Genomic DNA, 18,369 nt, shown 5'->3' with positions numbered 1-18,369 from the left:
GGGTTGAGCCTTGGGAGCCGTCACCTGAGGGGGCGGGGTGGTGACTTTGGGCCGGGCCACAGCGGTGGCGGACACGTCATGCAGGCTGGTCTGGTTGGGGGTCACGGTGTCTTCCCGGGGCAGCACCGACTTCACCACCGCCTGGGGGCGGGTCTGGTCGGCGTTCAGCGCCGCCAGCACCCCGTGGTATACGGTGGAAAACACCTGCTGCTCGTTTTGGAACTTCACCTCTGTCTTCGTGGGGTGGACGTTTACGTCCACACTGTTGGGGCGCAGGGTGAGGTGGAGGACACATCCGGGGAACTTGCCCACCATCTTCTGGTTGCGGTAGGCCTCCTCCAGAGCTGCCATCATCACCCGGCTTTTCACATACCGCCCGTTGACAAAAAAGTGCTGATAGCTGCGGCTGCCCCGGCAGCAGGTGGGCAGGGAGACGAAGCCGGAAATCTCCATATGCTCCCCCGAGCCCTTCACTGGCAGAAAGCCCAGAGCCAGATCCCGGCCCAGCACGGCATAAATGGCGCTTTTCAGCTGTCCATCTCCGGGGGTGAGCAGCTCCTGCTTGCCGTCCCGGATGAATTTCACCGACAGCTCCGGATGGGACAGGGCCAGGCGCTGGACCACAGCAAACACCGCCGCACCCTCGGCGGAGTCCTTCTTCATAAACTTCAACCGGGCGGGGGTGTTGAAAAACAGGTCCCGCACCAGCATGGTGGTGCCTTTGGGGCATCCCGCCTCCTCCTGCTCCACCAGCTGTCCCCCTTCCAGAGACAGGGCGGTGCCCAGCCCCTGGCCCTGGTTGGTGAGCAGTTCCACCCGTGACACCGCCGCAATGGCGGCCAGAGCCTCACCCCGGAAGCCCAGGGTGCCGATGGCCTCCAGGTCGTACTCGGAGGAGATTTTAGAGGTGGCGTGGCGGAGAAAGGCGGTCTGGCACTGGTCGGGGGCGATGCCGCAGCCGTCGTCGGTGACCCGGATGAGGGACATGCCCCCGTGGGAAATCTCCACGGTGACGGCATTTGCCCCGGCATCAATGGCGTTTTCCATCAGCTCTTTCACCACCGAGGCGGGCCGCTCCACCACCTCACCGGCGGCAATGAGGTCGGCCACATGGGGGTCTAGTTGTCGAATGGTGGGCATAAATTTCCCTCCTTATAGCTCCAGCAAAATGGTGACGGGGCCGTCGTTTTGGGAGAACACCTGCATATCCGCCCCAAATTCCCCGTGCTGGACCCGGAACCCCCGGGCTGCGCACTGCTCCAGAAAGCGCTCATAGAGGGGGATGGCCACGTCCGGCTTGGCCGCCCCGGAGAACCCGGGACGGCGGGAGGAGGTGTCGGCGTAGAGGGTAAACTGGCTTACCACCAGCAGAGAGCCTCCCACCGTCTCCAAATTTCGATTCATTTTCCCGGCCTCGTCCTCAAAAATCCGCAGGCCGCACACTTTATCTGCCATTTTATCTGCCGTGGCCTGGGTGTCGTCGGGGCCAACCCCCAACAGCACCAGCAGACCCTGGTCAATGGCTCCGTTCACCGCCCCGTCGATTTCCACCCGGGCGTTTTTCACTCTGGTTACCACTGCCTTCATGGGTATCCTCCTGACTCTATATGTATTTGGTCTAGTATATCACAACCCCCAGAGAAATACCATGTGTTCCTGCATCCTGACAGGGCGGGAAAAATACCGCAACAGCCGGGTTTTTTCATTCCTTTTTTTCTGTGTTTGTGATATAATGCTATGCTGTAAAAATGTCAGCTGCCATGATGCTGTTTTGAAAACACCGGATACAAGGAGGAATTTCCATGCAAAACCGTGTGACTGTCAACGTAGCCGGACACAACTATGTGCTTTTGGCCCAGGAGGGGGAGGAATACGTCCACCAGGTGGCGGATTTCGTCAACGACCAGCTGCGCCAGACCCTGGAGGGCGGCGAGATGACCCAGGTGGATTGCGCCCTGCTCACCTGCCTGAACATCGCCGACCAGCACCTGAAGGAAAAAGAGGCCGGTGAGAATCTGCGCCGTCAGATCAAAGACCTGCTGGAGGAGAATGCCCAGCTGAAAATGGAGCTGCACCAGTCCAAGCACCCCCGCCAGGAAAAGACCACCAAAAAGTAAGGGATATCCCTGGAAGAGAGGAATACTATGGAGATTTTATCCCCTGCCGGAAGCCCTGAGGCTGTTCGAGCGGCGGTATATGCCGGGGCGGATGCGGTATATCTGGGCTACGGCCCCTTCAACGCCCGGCGCAATGCCCGCAACTTTGATGCCGCCGAGCTGCGCCAGGCCATAGACCTGTGCCACCTGTACGGGGTGAAGGTGTATCTCACCCTCAATACCCTGGCCTCCGACCGGGAGGTCTCCCAGGCCGCCCAGGTGGCGGTGGAGGCCTCCAGCCTGGGTGTGGACGCCATTTTGGTACAGGATATGGGGCTTTTGCAGGTGGTGCGTCAGGTGGCCCCCGACGTGCACCTCCACGCCTCCACCCAGATGACCATTCACAACCTGGATGGGGTGAAGCGCTGCGCCGATTTGGGTCTGACCCGGGCGGTGCTGTCCCGGGAGCTGTCCCGCAAAGAGATCGCCTACATCTGCGCCCACTCTCCCATTGAGATTGAGACCTTTGTCCACGGGGCACTGTGTATGTGCTACTCCGGGCAGTGCTTTTTCTCCTCGGTGCTGGGGGGACGCAGCGGCAACCGGGGTCTGTGCGCCCAGCCCTGCCGGCTCAGCTACGGCTTCAGCGGCAAGGCAGACCGCTACCCCCTGTCTCTGAAAGATATGTCCCTGGCCGGACACCTGCGGGAATTGCAAGACATGGGCGTGGCCTGCGCCAAGATCGAGGGCCGGATGAAGCGCCCGGAATACGTGTGGGTGGTCACCAAAATCTACGCTGATGCCCTGCGGGAGGGCCGGGAGCCCACCCCGGAGGAGGTGGCCCAGCTCACCGCCGCCTTCTCCCGCCAGGGCTTCACCGACGGGTATTTTACGGGCAACCAGGGCGCCCACATGTTCGGTGTGCGGGAGCAGCAGCCCGAGCCAAAGGAGCTGTTTGCCGCCGCCCGGGCCGGGTACGACAAGCCCACCCAGCTGGTTTCCGTCACCCTGAACGCCTCCATCCAGGCGCTTCACCCCGCTTCCCTCACCCTCACCGATGAGGACGGCCACACCGTCACCGTCACCGGGCCTGTGCCGGAGCCTGCCCGCACCCGGGCCCTGGAGGGGTCGGACGTGGCGGCTCAGTTGTCCAAAACCGGAGGTACTCCCTACCGGGTGACCCAAGCACAGGCAGATGTGGCCCCCGGCCTGTCCCTGCCCCGCTCCGCCCTCAACGCCCTGCGCCGGGACGGCGTGGAGCAGCTCTCCGCCCTGCGCACTGCCCTGCCGCCCCGGCGGCACTTCCCCTATGCGCCTGTGCCCCAGGTGGACAATCCCACCCTCATCCCTGCCATCCACGTCACCCTGCGAAGCGCCAGCCAGTGCTCACCCGCTGTGTTGGACACCCGGCCGGAGCGCATCGCCCTGCCCGTGGACGAGGCGGCGGCCCACCCCGAAGTGGTGGCCCAGATCATCGCCCAGGGCATCCAGGCGGCGGTGGTACTCCCCCGCATCTGTTGGGACGGGGAGATGGACACCTTGAACAAGCAGCTCTCCCAGTGCCGGGACATGGGAATCACCCACGCCCTGGTGGGCAATTTGGGGCTGCTGGACGTGGCCCAGCGCCTGGGCTTCACCCTCCACGGGGACTATGGGCTGCAGGTATTCAACAGCCACGGGTTGGAAGCCTATCGGGAGTTGGGCCTTGCCTCCCTCACCGCATCCTTTGAGCTGAAGCTGGCCCAGATCCGGGATCTGTCCAAGACCCTGCCCCTGGAGCTGCTGGCCTATGGCCGTCTGCCCCTGATGATTACAGAGAACTGTGCCATGAAGGCGGGGGCAGGCCAGTGCTGCTGTGGCACTGGCAACACCCTCACCGACCGGCGGGGGGTGGACTTCCCGGTGCTCAAGGCCTGGGGCTGCCGCAACGAGATCTTCAACTCCGGCACCCTGTTTTTGGCCGACAAGGCGGGGGACTATCTCAGAGCCGGGGTGTCTTCGCTGCAGCTGCTGTTTACCACCGAGGACGCCCAGACTGTGGCGGACATGGTGCTGCGATACCAGGGTGTGGGGGACGCTGCGCCCACACCGTACACCCGTGGTCTCTATTACAGAGACGTGGAATAACGACTAGGAGGAACCATTCACTATGGACATTATTTTGGCATCCCAGTCCCCTCGGCGGAAGGAGCTGCTGAGCCAGATGGGGCTGCGGGGCTTTAAGGTCACCTCCCCGGAGGTGGACGAGACGGTGGAGGAGCATCTGCCCCCCGCCCAGGTGGTGGAGGAGCTGTCCCGGCGCAAGGCCCTGGCCGTGGCCCGCCACGCCGACCAGGACGACCTCATCATCGCCGCCGACACCGTGGTGGCTCTGGAAGGGGCGGTGCTGGGCAAGCCTGCCGACCAGCGGGAGGCCTTTGCCATGCTCACAGCCCTCAGCGGCAACCGCCACTATGTGTACACCGGGCTCACCGTCATCAAAGGCGATCAGGTGATGACCCAGCACGAGTGCACCACCGTCACCTTCCGGGACTTGGAGCCGGAGGAGATCTCCCACTATATCGCCACCGGGGAGCCTATGGACAAGGCCGGGGCCTATGGCATCCAGGGCCTGGGCGCCATGCTGGTGTCCGGCATTGAAGGAGACTATTTCAACGTGGTGGGCCTGCCCATTTTCCGGCTCAGCCGGATTCTGGCAGGATTTGGCCTGGATCTGTTCCAGATGGCCGACCACTAAACAGGAGGAAGTATGAAGGGATTTTTCCGGGACAACGGCGGGCTGTTGGTGGTGGCTGCGGTGCTGCTGGCGGCTTTGTTGGCCATTGTCTCCGCCATCACCGGGGTCAACCCCATCACCAACGCCGTGCGCATCCTCACAAACCCCGTGGGCGCTGCCACCGCCGGGATCTCCGACTGGCTCCAGGGGCAGAAAGACCGCCTCACCGCATATGACGATCTGCTGGAGGAAAATGAGAAGCTGAAAGAGCAGCTGGCCGAAATGGAGGAGCAGGTGCGGGAGAGCCAGGACGCTGTGCGGGAAAACGAGCGGCTCCAGCAGCTGCTGGGGGTGGCCCAGGAACACCCGGACTGGGCCTATGCCTCCGCCACCGTTACCCAGCGCTCGGTGACCAACTGGGGCAACCAAATCACCCTCAACGCAGGCAGCAATGAGGATGTGGCCGTGGGAGACTGCGTCATTGACCAGTATGGCAACCTGGTGGGTGTGGTGGAAGATGTGGGCAGCACCTGGTGTCTGGCCTCCACGGTGCTGGACCCGGGGCTGGAGCTGGGGGTGCGGGTGTCCCGCACCGATGACAGCGGCATGGCTCAGGGCGACTTTTCCCTCATGGGGGCGGGGAAGCTGAAGCTGACCTATATCCCCCAAAACGCCCAGCTGGTCACCGGGGATCAGGTGACCACCTCGGGACTGGGAGACAAATACCCCGGCGGCCTGATGGTGGGCAAGATCGAGAGCATCCAGACCGAGGCCGACGGCATCAGCCGTACCGGGGTGCTCTTGCCCAGTGCGGATGTGGCAAACATCCGGTATGTGTATGTGATTACCCAGTTCGAGTGATCACCCCGCTGTGCCCCGTCAGGGGCACACTTCTTCCCGCTTTCCTTTTCCTTGGCATAGCCCTGCCAGCCTGGCAGGAACGCTACCCGCTGGGGGTTCCTTTTGTTCGGGCAAAAGGAACCAAAACCCGCCTAGGGCGTTCCCCCCTAGGTACCCCCCTGGGGCCAACAGCCCTAGGCCGCTGGAGCAACCCTAACCGGCCCAGAGGTAAACCGACACTCTACTTTCCCTACATCCGCTGCCGCTCATCTTCCCAGTGTGGAGAACACTTGCCCCAGAAGAACAGGGCCGGTGCGTGGGTGGGGGTCGTGGTCTCCGCCATGCACCGACGCTGTCGCCAAAGAAGCACAGTTCTTCTGTATCGTAGGCATCAGCGGCAGCGGCGCAAGGAGGGCACACAGTCCCAATTCCTCAGCGTCGGTAGGAGATACACAGCACTGGGCCGAGATACCCAAGGGAGGTCCTTAGGGGGGAACGCCCTAAGCGATTCTTTGGTGACTTTCTCATCGTGGAGAAAGTCACCCTGCGGAGCAAACCCAGGCTGGCAAGCCTGCACCAGAGTAGGGGCAAGACAGCTGCCACAGCAAGAACAGATAGAAAGGTCGTGCACCCATGGCGGAACTCACCCCCATGATGAAACAATACATTAAAATCAAAGAGGAAAACCCGGATTGTCTGCTGTTTTTCCGGCTGGGGGACTTCTACGAGATGTTCCACGACGACGCCAAGGTGGGCGCCCAGGAGCTGGGCCTCACCCTCACCACCCGGGACCGGAGCAAGCCGGAGGAGGAGCGCACCCCCATGTGCGGGGTGCCCTACCACTCGGCCCAGAACTACATTGCCCGACTCATCAAGCGGGGGTACAAGGTGGCCATCTGCGAGCAGATGGAGGACCCCGCCACCGCCAAGGGGCTGGTGGAGCGGGACATTGTGCGCATCGTCACCCCCGGCACCGCCATGGATGACGTGATGCTGGACGAGAACAGCAACAACTACATCTGCGGGGTGTATGTGGACGGAACCAGGGCCGCCGTGGCGGTGTGCGACCTGTCCACCGGCCAGTTCCACACCATTCCCTTTGACGGGGCCGACTGGCTGCCCCACCTGTGCAACCAGCTCTCCGCCTGTCCCCCCAGCGAGGCCATCCTCTCCGGCCAGGCCGCTGGCAACAAGGAGCTGGTGGAATTTCTGCGCCAGCGGCTGGACTGCCTGTGCCAGAGTGCCCCGGAGGAGTGGTTTGCCCCCGCCCAGGCGGTGGACGCCCTGGTGTCCTGTGCCCTGTGGCAGCAGGGGGTGGAGCTGCCTCCCCAAAACGCCGCCTGTTATCAGGCCGCTGGGGCCTTGGCCGGGTATCTGTCCCAGACCCAGAAGACCGATTTGACCCACTTAGGCCCCCTGGTGGTGGAGCAGCCGGAGCAGCGGCTGTACATGGAGCTGGACCTCACCGCCCGGCGCAACCTGGAGCTCACCGAAACCATGCGCAGCAAGGACAAAAAAGGCTCGCTGTTGTGGGTGCTGGACAAGACCCGCACCCCCATGGGCCACCGGATGATCCGCACCTGGCTGGAGCGGCCCCTGCGCTCCCCTCTGGCCATCGCCCGCCGTCAGGACGGCGTGGCCGCCCTGGTGGACAACCTTGTGGCCCGGGAAGAGCTGGGCCACACCCTGCGCCAAATCCCGGACCTGGAACGGCTCATCGGCAAGGTGGGCTACGGCTCCGCCAACGCCCGGGACATGAAGGCCCTGGCCCAGGGCCTTGCCATGCTCCCCGCCCTGGCCACCCAGCTCTCCGCCCTCACCGGCCGGGCCATGGAGGGGATTCAAGCCGGTCTGCTGGGCCTGGAGGCGCTGCAGCAGGAGATCGACGCCGCCATCCGGGACGAGACCGACGACCACCGCCTGCCCTTCACCATCCGGGAGGGAGACTTCATCCGCCCGGGCTATGACCAGCAGGTGGACCATCTCCGGGACATTCTCACCAACGGGGCAGATATGGTCATGGCCCTGGAGGGCCGGGAGAAGGAGCGCACCGGCATCAAGAGCCTGAAGGTGCGTTATAATAAGGTATTCGGCTACTACATCGAGGTGTCCAAGTCCAACTACGACCTGGTGCCAGAGGACTACATCCGCAAGCAGACCCTGGTCAACTGCGAGCGGTTCATCACCCAGGAGCTGAAGGACCTGGAGCACGAGATCCTCTCCGCCCAGACCCGCATCACCGCCCTGGAGTACCAGCTGTTCTGTCAGCTGCGGGACAAGGTGTCCGCCCAGGTACGGGAGGTGCAGCGGGCGGCGGGCAGTGTGGCTCAGCTGGACGTGCTGCTCTCCTTTGCCACCGTGGCAGTGGAGCGAGGCTACTGCCGCCCGGTGGTGGACGAGAGCGGGGTCATCGACATCCAGGAGGGCCGCCACCCGGTGGTGGAGCACACCCTGAAAGACTCCCTCTTTGTGCCCAACGACACCCAGATGGACGAAAAAGACCACCGTCTGTCCATTATCACCGGCCCCAATATGGCGGGCAAATCCACCTACATGCGCCAGGTGGCCCTCATCGTGCTCATGGCCCAGATGGGGTCCTTTGTCCCCGCCCGCTGTGCCCACATCGGTGTGGTAGACCGGGTATTCACCCGCATCGGAGCCTCGGACGACTTGTCCGCCGGTCAGTCCACCTTCATGGTGGAGATGAGCGAGGTGGCCCAGCTGCTCCAAAACGCCACCCGCCACTCCCTGCTCATTCTGGACGAAATTGGACGGGGCACCTCCACCTATGACGGCATGTCCATTGCCCGGGCAGTGCTGGAATACTGCGCCAATGCCAAAAAGCTGGGGGCCAAGACCCTCTTTGCCACCCACTACCATGAGCTGACGGCAGTGGAACAGGAGCTGGACGGCGTACACAACTTCCACATCGCCGTAAAAAAACGCCAGGACGACATTGTGTTCCTGCGCAAGATCGTCCCCGGCGGGGCGGATCAGAGCTACGGCATCGAGGTGGCCAAGCTGGCCGGGGTACCCAATCCCGTCATCTCCCGGGCCAGAGAGATTCTGGCCCAGCTGGAGAGCCAGGGCGGGGTGGCTCCGGTGGGCACCGTGGCCCAGCAGCCCCAGGAGCAGCTGACCCTGGGCGATCTGGGGGCGAACGAGGTGGCGGATATTCTGCGGAGTACCGCCGTAGACACCCTCACCCCCATCGAGGCGCTGAATCTGCTCTATCAACTCAAGCAAAAGCTGTAACCCCATCCCAAGCCACCCAGAGGCATTTCCTCCTCCGGGTGGCTTATTTTTTACTAAATCAATCATTTTTTCGATGAAACTGCATGAAATAGTGCAAAAACAAATTTTTACTTCTCCGGTGTTTATGCGTTTTTCACAATTTATTTATGAGATTTTTGGCTGGAATATCGGTAGACAGAATGACAACCCTTCTGTTACTATGACTCTGAGAGGAAAAACCAGGCACAGGTCTCTCTTTTTTCCGTATAACCGGGAAAAAGTGAGCCATGGGATGTTACTGTTGGATCAGGCATGACCATGTGTGCTGCTGCTGCCGTTAGATGTAGAGGGCCGTGGATCCTGCACAAGGGGAGCAGTGGGCATATGGTTTTCCTTTTATCCGTCCCAGGCTCAACCGGAGACTGCTGCCAAAACTCCTGTACAAAAGGAAAGGAAGAGGTGTAAACGTATGAAAAAAACCCACAAGCGGTGGCTGGCGGCCCTGTTGGCTGCTGCCATGCTCTCCAGTGGGGTCGTGGCATCGGCTGACGGTCTGCCTAAAGCAGCCACCCAGTCCGATACACAGACCAGCACCCAGGCCGATACCCAGGCCACTAACCTGGCCCGCCTGGAGGGTGTGACTGCCGTGGCCTCCAGTACGGATGGCGGTAAATACACCGCAGAAAAAACCATTGACGGCGACACCAGCAAGGACTCCCGTTGGGGCTCCGAAAACGACAGCAAGGGTACCACCGAACGCACCCTGACTCTGGATCTGGGCGCTCAGCGCACCATCAATGAGTTCAAGGTGTTCTGGGAGAACTCCAACATCCGGGACTACACCATCGCCACCTCCACAGACAACCAGCAGTGGACCACTCGTGTGACTGTGGAAGGTGCCACCCCCGCCACAGAGGTCACCCACACTCTGGGTGAGGCCGTGGTGGGTCGGTATGTCCGCCTGAGCGTGACCAAGTACGTTGAGGCCGTGGCCAACTGGTACAACGTGGGCGTGTGTGAGTTCCAGGTGTACGGCACCGAAGAGGTCATCGGCAACCTGGCCACCCTGGACGGTGTCACCGCATCCGCTCCCACCGCTGACACCGAGACCCAAGACTATCCCCCCTCTGCCACCATTGACGGAGACACCTCTGTGGACTCCCGTTGGGGCACCCCCAATGATGGCCGGGGTACCACTGCACGCACTCTGACCTTGGATTTGGGCCAGGAGCGCACCATCACTGGCTTTAGGCTTTTCTATGAAAAGAGCAACGTGCGGAATTATGTCATTGAAACCTCCACCGACAACAGCCAGTGGGATGAGCGGGTGAACATCTCCGAGAACCAGGAGCAGGAGCCTGCTCATAACCTGGAGCAGGCAATCACCGCCCGGTATGTGCGTCTGCGTGTCACCAAGTATGCCGCTTCTGTGGGCACCTGGTTCAATGTGGGCGTGCGGGAATTTGAGGTGTACGGCCACATGCCCGCCGACGCCGTCAACCCCGACGACCAGGTGGTGACCCTGCCCAAGGGCACCAACATCGCCCGTCAGAACGACGTGATCGCCTCCGCCACCAACGTGGAGAGCGGCACCTCCTTCAACGCTGACAAGGCCCGGGACGGCAACAAGACCGATCGGGACTCCCGCTGGGCCACCAACCAGAACGTGAAGAACCCCACCATCACCTACAACCTGGGCGCCACCTACAAAGTGGGCAGCGTCATCCTCTACTGGGAGAACAACAATGCCGAAAAGTGGTCTGTGCAGACCTCTATGAACGGTAGCCAGTGGGACACCCGGGCTAGCTTTACCAGCAAGTTGCCCATTGCCACCGCTCCGGTGCAGACTGTGAACTTCCCTGAAATCGTTGAGGCTCGCTACGTCCGGGTTGTGGTGGAGAAGTACAGCAGCACCTTCTGGAACAACGTGGCTATGTACGAGTTTGAGGTCTATCAGGAGGCGTCCGAAGAGGTTGTCACCCCCGCCACCGCCGCCGCCACCCTGGCCAACAGCATGGAGGTTCAGGGCAACAAGGTGGTTATGACCGCAAACAAGCCCGACGGCTACGACGTGGTCTGGGGCTGCAACTATGAGCAGGTGGTGGATGCCTCCGGCGCCATCCACACCCCCCTGGTGGATACCACCGTGGAGATCTCCGTCACCGTGCGGGATCAGGAGGACTACACCAACTGTGCCTCCGCCACCGTGAATCTGGAGATTCCCGGTGAGCATCCTGCCAACGAAGGCAACACCAAGCCCGCCGTGATCCCTGAGCTGGCCCAGTGGTACTCCACCTCTGCTCAGCAGGGTAATGTGTTCACCCTCACCCAGGGCACCCGCATCGTGGCCGACGAGAAGTACACCTCTGTGGCCAAGGAGCTGCAGGCTGATATCCGTGACCTGTTCGGCCTGAACCTGTCCATCGTCTCCGGCCCTGCCCAGGCCGGCGACATCAGCCTGGTGTACCACGATCAGGCTGGCTTCGACAAGGAGACCTACAACATGGTGGTCACCGACCAGGTGGTCATCCAGGCCCACGACTCCATCGGCGCCTACTGGGGCACCCGCTCTGTGCTCCAGGCTCTGCAGCTGTCCGGCAACCTGACCATTGCCCAGGGCACCGCCTGTGACTACCCCGAGTTTGAGAACCGCGGCTTCATGCTGGACGTGGGCCGTAAGCCCACCTCCATGGAGACTCTGAAGACCATCTCCAAGACCATGGCCTGGTACAAGATGAACAGCTTCCATGTGCACCTCAGCGACAACCTCATCTTCATGGAGGACTATGTGGCCGCTGGTAAGGAAGCCGAGGCCTGGAACTCTTACCAGGGCTACCGTCTGGAGTACTCCAAGGATGGCCTGACCTCCAAGGACTACTACTACACCAAGGACGAGTTCAAGGAATTCATGGCCTACTCCCGTGCCCTGGGCGTGGATATTATCCCTGAGCTGGACGTGCCCGCCCACGCTCTGTCCATCACCAACTACATCAAGAACACCCTGAAGCGCCCTGATCTGGTGCTGAACAAGAAGGGCGGCAACCGTCCCTGGTTCGACCACGTGGACATCAGCAAGCAGGACGGCATTAACATCATCAAGGAGATCTACGACGAGTACATCAAGGATGGTATCTTCGATGAGAACACCATCGTGCACATCGGCGCCGACGAGTTCTACGACAGCCACTCCGCTTATCGTGACTTCCTCATCCAGATGATCGACCACATCCGGAACGAGAAGGGCCGTCAGGTCCGGGTCTGGGGCAGCTTGTCCCAGATGAGCGGCGACAGTGCCAAACATCCCTTCACCGCCGATGACGTCCAGGGCGCTCAGATGAACATCTGGAACACCACCTGGGCCAAACCCCAGGATATGTTCAACCTGGGCTTCGACCTCATCAACACCATTGACGGCCAGCTGTACATGGTGCCCAGCGGCAACGGCAGCCAGGGCGGCTACGGCGACTGGCTCAACTCCCAGAACCTCTACAACAGCTGGGAGCCCGAGAACATGGGCGGCACCATGATTCCCTCTGGTTCTTCCCAGATGCTGGGCGCCTGCTACGCCATCTGGAACGACAACATTGACACCCGTGCCGCCGGCATCAACGAGACCGACCTGTACGCCCGCTTTGTGGACGCCCTGCCCTATCTGAGCACCAAGATGTGGGGCACTGGCGGCAACGGCCTGGACCGTGACTACGCCACCATGAAGGCTGACGTGGCCACCCTGGGCGTGGCCCCCAACACCAACCCCTATCATGTCATCGACCTGGCGGACGGCACCAAGACCTATGTTCAGTACACCTTCGCCGACACCCAGGACCGCTCCGGCAACGGCCGCAACCTGGCTCTGGGCCCCAAAGCCTCCCTGGCTGACGGCGCTCTGGTGCTGGGCAGGGAGAAGAACTCCTATGCCACCACCGGCCTGGACGCCATGGGCCCCAAGAACACCGTGTCCATGCGGGTGTACAAGGACAGCACTTCTAACACCGGCGAGCAGATCATTCTGGAGGCTGACGCCGCCTACGGCGAGCACACCGTCAAGGCCATTGCCAACGGCAATACCTGGAAGCTGGGCTTCGCCCGTGAGCTGTACGAGTATGTGTTCGACTGCGACCTGCCCTGCAATGAGTGGGTGCAGCTGACCATCACCAATGAGGGCAACAAGACCAAGCTGGTGGTGAACGGCAACACCTACGAGGCCGTGGGCTCCTTCCTCCCCGATGAGAACGCCACCACCCAGTTCATGGGCAAGACCGGCATCACCCATGCCTCCTTTGACATCCCTGTGGCCCGCATCGGCTCCAAGACCAACGCCTTTGTGGGTAAGGTGGACGACGTGACTTGCTACGCCAACGGCGTGACTCCCACCGTCAACTACCTGGTGAGCTTCAACACCAACGGCGGCAGCAGCATTGACCCCGTGGCCGTGGCTGACGGCGGCAAGGTGGCCCAGCCCACCGATCCCGTCCAGGAGGGTTACACCTTCCAGGGCTGGTACACCGATGTGGACTGTACCCAGGCCTATGACTTTGACACCGAAGTCACCGCCGACATCACCCTGTATGCCAAGTGGGAGAAGGATACCGATCCCGCCCCCACCGCCAGTGTGGATCCCGATCCTGATCCCACCACCAGTGTGGATCCCGATCCCGATCCCACCACCAGTGTGGATCCCGATCCCGATCCCACCACCAGTGTGGATCCCGATCCCGATCCCACCACCAGTGTGAATCCTGATCCTGATCCCACCACCAGTGTGGATCCCGATCCCGATCCTACCACCAGTGTGGATCCCCAGCCCTCTGCTCCTGTTACCGGTGGAGACGTGATGCTGGACAACAACACCGACAACCAGATCACCGTGGGCAATGCCGACAAGGTGTTTGAGGCAAACACTGTGATCACCGTGGAGGGTGTTACCCAGGGTGAGATCTTCAACACCGTGAAGGAAGCCCTGAAGGACGTGGTGGCTGACATGAAGAACACCGCCATCCTGGACATCACCGCCACACTGGACGGCAAGCCCGTCCAGCCCAGCGGCAAGGTGCAGATGACCTTCGCCATCCCCGAGAACCTGTCTGCGGACAACCTGAAGCTGTTCTATGTCTCGGACGACGGCAAGACCGTGGAGGAAATTTCCATCACCGTGAACAAGGATGCCCGCACCGTCACCGCCAACCTGGAGCACTTCAGCACCTATGTGCTGGCCAATGTGGTGGCTGACCAGGGCGGCAAGGTGCCTCCCACCGGCGACAACAGCCAGCTGATGCTGTATGTGGCTGCCCTGGCCATTTCTGTGATGCTGATGAGCGCCGCCGTGGTGGTGTCCCGCAAGCGCAGAAGCTAAAATCCTAGCCACACACTGAGAACCACAAAAGCACCCCCCAGACCATTTTCTGGTCTGGGGGGTGCTTTTTGTGCCGTGACGGAGTGCTTGTTTTCTCTGCAAGGGGCGGTTTCAGGCTTGCCAGCCAGAGGCCGCTCCCTCCATTACCGCCCCCATTTACAACTCGGATAAAACTTGTTGCTGACTTGTCCATGGGAATGTGATAAAATTGTAACAAAATACAGGCAAATCCGGATAGGAGGAAAACCATGGCTCACATTCTCATTGTGGAGGACGAGGAAAACATTGCCCGCATGATTGCCGCCACCCTGGAGATGGCGGGCTATACCTGCCAGAGCTGCATGGATGGGAGCAAAGCTGTGGAGCTGGTGCAGCCGGGGGTGTTTGACCTGGTACTGCTGGACGTTATGCTCCCCGGTATGGACGGCTTTCAAGTGATGGAGCACTTGCGGGGCGTGGGGGTGCCTGTCATCTTCCTCACCGCCATGCAGCAGGTGGGGGACAAGGTGCGAGGCCTGCGCCTGGGGGCAGAGGACTACATCACCAAGCCCTTTGAGACCCTGGAGCTGTTGGCCCGGGTGGAGGTGGTGCTGCGCCGCCGGGGCGGAGGGGTGCGGGTGCTCACCTACGGCCCCATCGTGCAGAACCTGGACAGCCACGTTGTCACCATCCACGGTGAGCCGGTGCCCCTGGCCCCCAAGGAATTTGAGCTGCTGCGGGTGTTTCTCCAGCACCAGGATCTGGCCCTGAGCCGGGAGCGGCTTCTCTCCATGGTGTGGGGCTATGAATATCAGGGGGAGAGCCGCACCGTGGACATCCACGTCCAGCGGCTGCGCCAGAAGCTGGATCTGGCCCAGCACCTGGTGACCCTGCCCCGCATCGGCTACCGCCTGGAAAAGCTGCCATGAAGCTGTGGCAGAAAATTTTTCTCTCCACCCTGACCCTTATGGTGAGCATCACCGCCCTGTCCTCGGTGCTGCTGCTGCGTTCTGCCCGGGACGCCCTGTGGCAGCAGGAACAACAGCGGGCCGTCACCCAGCAGCAGTACCTGGCGGGCATTTTGAAAGCCAGCATCCTCAATCAGCGGCTGCGGCTGGGTGTATTGCTGCTCCAGGAGGAACAGACCCGGGAAGCGGCCATCAAGGCCCTGGAGCAGCAGGTCACCGACGACTATCTGGCGGGGCTGATGCTGCTGGACCAGGAGGAGAAAGCGGTGTGGAACCAGCTGCCCGGCGGCGTGGTCTCCCCCACCGCCAAGGACAACAGCCTCACCCTATGCCAGCTCCAGCAGGGCGAGACCTCAGGGGAATGGTATCTGGTGTGTGCCATGCCCCTCACCCTGGAGGCGGGTCAGTACCGCCTGGTGGCAGCCTACGCTGTTGGGGATTTGCAGCGGCAGCTGGACCTCCAGGCCCTGGGGGCTGTGGGACTGAGCCTGGGCATCAGTCTGCTGGCGGCGGGGCTGCTGCTGCTTCTGGTGCGGCGGCTGCTGCGTCCCCTGGGCGCCCTGCAGGAAAATGCCCGGCACATTGCCGGAGGCAACTATGACCACCGGCTGGACATCCACAGCGGCGACGAGCTGGCCGACTTGGCCCAGGACATGAATGCCCTGGCCCAGGCGGTACAGCAGCGGGTGGAGCAGCTGGAACAGGTGGCGGAGGAGCGGCGGGTGTTTGTGGGCAACCTGGCCCACGAGATGAAGACCCCGCTGACCAGCATCATGGGCTATGCTGACCTGCTCTATCTGCCCAGGCAGGTGTCCGAGGCGCACCGGGTGGAGTACTCCGGCATGATTCTGGAGGAGGCCAGGCGGCTGCGTTCCCTGTCCAGTAAGCTGCTGGAACTGCTCTGTGTGGACAGTGTCAGCCTCACCTTTGTGCCCACCGACCTGAGCCAAGTCATGCAGGAGGTGGCGGTCAGCTTGCAGCCGCTGCTGGACCAGACCGGCCTGCATCTGGCCTGTCACTGCCCGCCCATCTCCATAAACATGGATGTAGAGCTGTTCAAATCCCTGCTGTACAACCTATTGGACAACGCCCGTAAGGCAAGCCCTGCGGGAGGGCAGCTGTCCTTCACCGCCCAGGCCCAGCAGGGGCAGGCGGTGATCCGCATTCGGGACTGGGGCCGGGGCATCCCCCAGGAAGATCTGGACAAGATCTGCCAGCCCTTCTACATGGTGGACAAGAGCCGCAGTCGCAAGGCGGGTGGTGCCGGGCTGGGGCTGGCCCTGTGCCAGGCCATCGTGACGGCGCATCAGGGCACCATGGCATTTGAAAGCCAGCCGGGGGAGGGCACTCAGGTGACCCTGGTCTTCCCCTTGCATCAGGAGGTGGAAACAGGTGAAGCAAGCCAGGTATGACCCATGGTCCTTTGTGGTGCTGGTGGTGTTGATCCTGGTGGCAGCAGGTGCCGCCGTACTCCTTGCCGCCCAGCTGACGGTGGCCCCCCAGGCGGGCCAGACGGTGGAGGTAGAGGCCTCCCCCCAGACCTACGGCATCAATGACGAGCTGTTCTACCCCTGGAACTCCTATGACCCGGAGGATATGGCCCAGCTGGTCCCCTGGGCCCAGGGGTCAGACCAGGACTGGTACCGGAAAAATCTCATGGAGATCCCGGAATATCTGGGCTTTTTCGGCATGGAGGCCATGCTGGAACAGGGGCGCACCGGCCAGGAGGCCGGGTTTTGGCTGGACTGCCCTGTGTCTGCCGCTGACGGACAGCCCGCCTTCCTGGACGTGGCCTACGCATACCAGGGCCAGCAGTTTGGCATGGGTTGGGTGGCCCGCTCCACAGGCGAGGTGCCCACCTATGCCCAAAAAGAGACAGCCATCGCCCAGGTGCAATGGGACGTATGTGCCTGGCTCAGCGGCCAGGAAAGTACCCCTCTGGAGGACAACATCATGCACTTGTGGGATTACCTGGGTAACGATGCCTCTTCTTCCCGGGAAGAGGCTGCCGCTGCCGCCATGTCCCCCATCTTGGAGCCGCTGACATCCATCCAGCAGGAAGCCAACAGCGTGGACTGGACTCATTTTCAGGCCATCTGTCACGTGGCAGCCAGCCAGGGCCTGCAAATCCAGCTGGCCTCCACCCAGCGCCAGGTGGTGCTGGTACTCAGCCCCACCGCCCAGGTGGCGGGACGCTCCCACCTTTTGGCGGTGTACTACGACATAGGTCTGGAGCAGTACAGTGGCCTGGTCATCAACGCCACCCAGGACTCCCAGTCCTGAGCGTTACCAGTGGTGCAGTGGGCGGTTGCCGTGTTACACTCCATACATAAAACAAGGGGCTGCTGCTGGACGGGCTGAATTTTGTGGGAGCCAACCCCGGCAACTGGTATTACGCCATTCATGTGGAGGCCCGGATGGCCTGCTGGGAACTGCTGATGATGTACTGGTAGTGGGTTCCGATGGGGGACTGGATGGTGAGATTACTGCTGCCCAATATGTAGTCACTATCACAGTTGATGACGAGGATGCCGGAGAAAGCATCACCCTGCTTCCAGGGGCAAAGCAACAGCTGGGAGCCAAGGTAACGATAAATGGCCACCCTGTTGACGACCAGTCTGCTGAAAGCTCATTGTATTCCCGTGACTCTGTATTCTCTCACTAAGTCAATGAACAAATGGGATGAAACTGAGGGCGAAATTTTTGTGCTCACAGAGGCGGATATGTTCGGTACTACAGGCGGCACACCGACGGAAGATACCAGAAACTATACCTATGTTTCAGATGGAAAAGGCCAGGTATTGGTAAGCAACCCAGAAATGAGAAAGGCTGAAAAAAATGAATATATCTTACGAAGTTTCTACCAGCCTATGTATGGAGCTCAAGTAGAGCTTGATGGAGAACTAAGAACATATTTTCCTTCTGGCTTTGATTGGGGATCTGTGTTTGTCCGCCCTGCGCTGTGGGTAACTATTCCAAAGTCTGCACAGTGATTTCCTACCCATAACTTCAAATTCATCTATCCCCCCTGCCTGGCCATGAACCGATCCACGGTCAGGCAGGGGGAAGCATTTGGACCTGTTGCAAAATCGCAATTTTGCAACAGGTCCTGCACACGTTCTCTTTCCCAACCTCCCCAGATGTGCCTTGTCAGCCTGGCAGGACGCTACCCGCTGGGGGTCT

General features: G+C 61.3%; 13 protein-coding genes. 10 read left to right on the top strand and 3 right to left on the bottom strand.

All coding sequences use genetic code 11. The features are described from left to right. Together mutL and dtd are read right to left on the bottom strand one after the other, a co-directional pair. Positions 1–1,140, bottom strand: a 1,140-nt coding sequence (gene mutL, locus H9X86_RS09750; protein ID WP_204901342.1) for a DNA mismatch repair endonuclease MutL, incomplete at its 3' end; no start/stop codon positions are given. 12 nt (positions 1,141–1,152) lie between these two features. Then, complete coding sequence (gene dtd, locus H9X86_RS09745; RefSeq protein ID WP_204901341.1) at positions 1,153–1,587, bottom strand: D-aminoacyl-tRNA deacylase; 435 nt, start codon at positions 1,585–1,587, stop codon at positions 1,153–1,155. Positions 1,588–1,802: 215 nt separating this feature from the next. On the opposite strand from dtd, the gene H9X86_RS09740 reads away from it, so the two are divergent. From H9X86_RS09740 to H9X86_RS09700, 9 genes are all read left to right on the top strand, one after another. After that, on the top strand, positions 1,803–2,117 hold the full coding sequence (locus tag H9X86_RS09740) for a cell division protein ZapA (RefSeq protein WP_204901340.1): 315 nt from the start codon (positions 1,803–1,805) through the stop codon (positions 2,115–2,117). A gap of 27 nt (positions 2,118–2,144) precedes the next feature. Then, positions 2,145–4,223 carry a U32 family peptidase gene (locus tag H9X86_RS09735; RefSeq protein ID WP_204901339.1) on the top strand — a complete coding sequence of 693 codons (2,079 nt, stop codon included), beginning with the start codon at positions 2,145–2,147 and terminating at the stop codon, positions 4,221–4,223. 22 nt (positions 4,224–4,245) lie between these two features. Next, complete coding sequence (locus H9X86_RS09730; RefSeq protein WP_204901338.1) at positions 4,246–4,833, top strand: Maf family protein; 588 nt, start codon at positions 4,246–4,248, stop codon at positions 4,831–4,833. 12 nt (positions 4,834–4,845) lie between these two features. Further along, a complete protein-coding gene (mreC, locus tag H9X86_RS09725) occupies positions 4,846–5,673 on the top strand; it encodes a rod shape-determining protein MreC (RefSeq protein WP_204901337.1) in 828 nt (275 codons plus the stop codon). A gap of 612 nt (positions 5,674–6,285) precedes the next feature. Further along, a complete protein-coding gene (gene mutS / locus H9X86_RS09720; RefSeq protein ID WP_204901336.1) occupies positions 6,286–8,907 on the top strand; it encodes a DNA mismatch repair protein MutS in 2,622 nt (873 codons plus the stop codon). 448 nt (positions 8,908–9,355) lie between these two features. Beyond that, positions 9,356–14,239, top strand: coding sequence for a discoidin domain-containing protein (locus tag H9X86_RS09715; protein ID WP_204901335.1), 4,884 nt, complete (start codon positions 9,356–9,358; stop codon positions 14,237–14,239). A 248-nt stretch (positions 14,240–14,487) separates the two neighbouring features. After that, on the top strand, positions 14,488–15,147 hold the full coding sequence (locus tag H9X86_RS09710; RefSeq protein ID WP_204901334.1) for a response regulator transcription factor: 660 nt from the start codon (positions 14,488–14,490) through the stop codon (positions 15,145–15,147). Further along, positions 15,144–16,598: a sensor histidine kinase gene (locus H9X86_RS09705; protein ID WP_204901333.1), complete on the top strand. Its 1,455-nt coding sequence runs from the start codon at positions 15,144–15,146 to the stop codon at positions 16,596–16,598. Before H9X86_RS09710 ends, H9X86_RS09705 begins: the two co-directional genes overlap by 4 nt. Further along, positions 16,579–17,469: a hypothetical protein gene (locus H9X86_RS09700; protein WP_204901332.1), complete on the top strand. Its 891-nt coding sequence runs from the start codon at positions 16,579–16,581 to the stop codon at positions 17,467–17,469. The genes H9X86_RS09705 and H9X86_RS09700 overlap by 20 nt, the downstream gene beginning before the upstream one ends. A gap of 118 nt (positions 17,470–17,587) precedes the next feature. Here H9X86_RS09700 and H9X86_RS09695 read toward each other — a convergent pair whose 3' ends face one another. Further along, positions 17,588–17,788, bottom strand: a complete 201-nt coding sequence (locus H9X86_RS09695) for a hypothetical protein (protein WP_204901331.1) — start codon at positions 17,786–17,788, stop codon at positions 17,588–17,590. Here H9X86_RS09695 and H9X86_RS09690 point away from each other — a divergent pair. Beyond that, positions 17,781–18,179: a hypothetical protein gene (locus H9X86_RS09690; protein WP_204901330.1), complete on the top strand. Its 399-nt coding sequence runs from the start codon at positions 17,781–17,783 to the stop codon at positions 18,177–18,179. The genes H9X86_RS09695 and H9X86_RS09690 overlap by 8 nt on opposite strands. Positions 18,180–18,369: the final 190 nt, after the last annotated feature.

The organism is Pseudoflavonifractor capillosus (genome assembly GCF_016902575.1).
Taxonomy (GTDB): Bacteria; Bacillota; Clostridia; order Oscillospirales; family Oscillospiraceae; genus Enterenecus; species Enterenecus capillosus_A.
Note: the sequence above shows the minus strand (reverse complement) of the source record. Positions and strands in the feature narration are given on the sequence as shown.

Excerpts from the sequence above, each read along its gene's own strand:
- mutS (WP_204901336.1), top strand. The coding sequence starts at position 6,286 with ATGGCGGAACTCACCCCCATGATGAAACAATACATTAAAATCAAAGAG.
- H9X86_RS09730 (WP_204901338.1), top strand. The coding sequence starts at position 4,246 with ATGGACATTATTTTGGCATCCCAGTCCCCTCGGCGGAAGGAGCTGCTG.
- H9X86_RS09735 (WP_204901339.1), top strand. The coding sequence starts at position 2,145 with ATGGAGATTTTATCCCCTGCCGGAAGCCCTGAGGCTGTTCGAGCGGCG.
- dtd (WP_204901341.1), bottom strand. The coding sequence starts at position 1,587 with ATGAAGGCAGTGGTAACCAGAGTGAAAAACGCCCGGGTGGAAATCGAC.
- mreC (WP_204901337.1), top strand. The coding sequence starts at position 4,846 with ATGAAGGGATTTTTCCGGGACAACGGCGGGCTGTTGGTGGTGGCTGCG.
- H9X86_RS09710 (WP_204901334.1), top strand. The coding sequence starts at position 14,488 with ATGGCTCACATTCTCATTGTGGAGGACGAGGAAAACATTGCCCGCATG.
- H9X86_RS09690 (WP_204901330.1), top strand. The coding sequence starts at position 17,781 with ATGGCCACCCTGTTGACGACCAGTCTGCTGAAAGCTCATTGTATTCCC.
- H9X86_RS09715 (WP_204901335.1), top strand. The coding sequence starts at position 9,356 with ATGAAAAAAACCCACAAGCGGTGGCTGGCGGCCCTGTTGGCTGCTGCC.
- H9X86_RS09740 (WP_204901340.1), top strand. The coding sequence starts at position 1,803 with ATGCAAAACCGTGTGACTGTCAACGTAGCCGGACACAACTATGTGCTT.
- H9X86_RS09705 (WP_204901333.1), top strand. The coding sequence starts at position 15,144 with ATGAAGCTGTGGCAGAAAATTTTTCTCTCCACCCTGACCCTTATGGTG.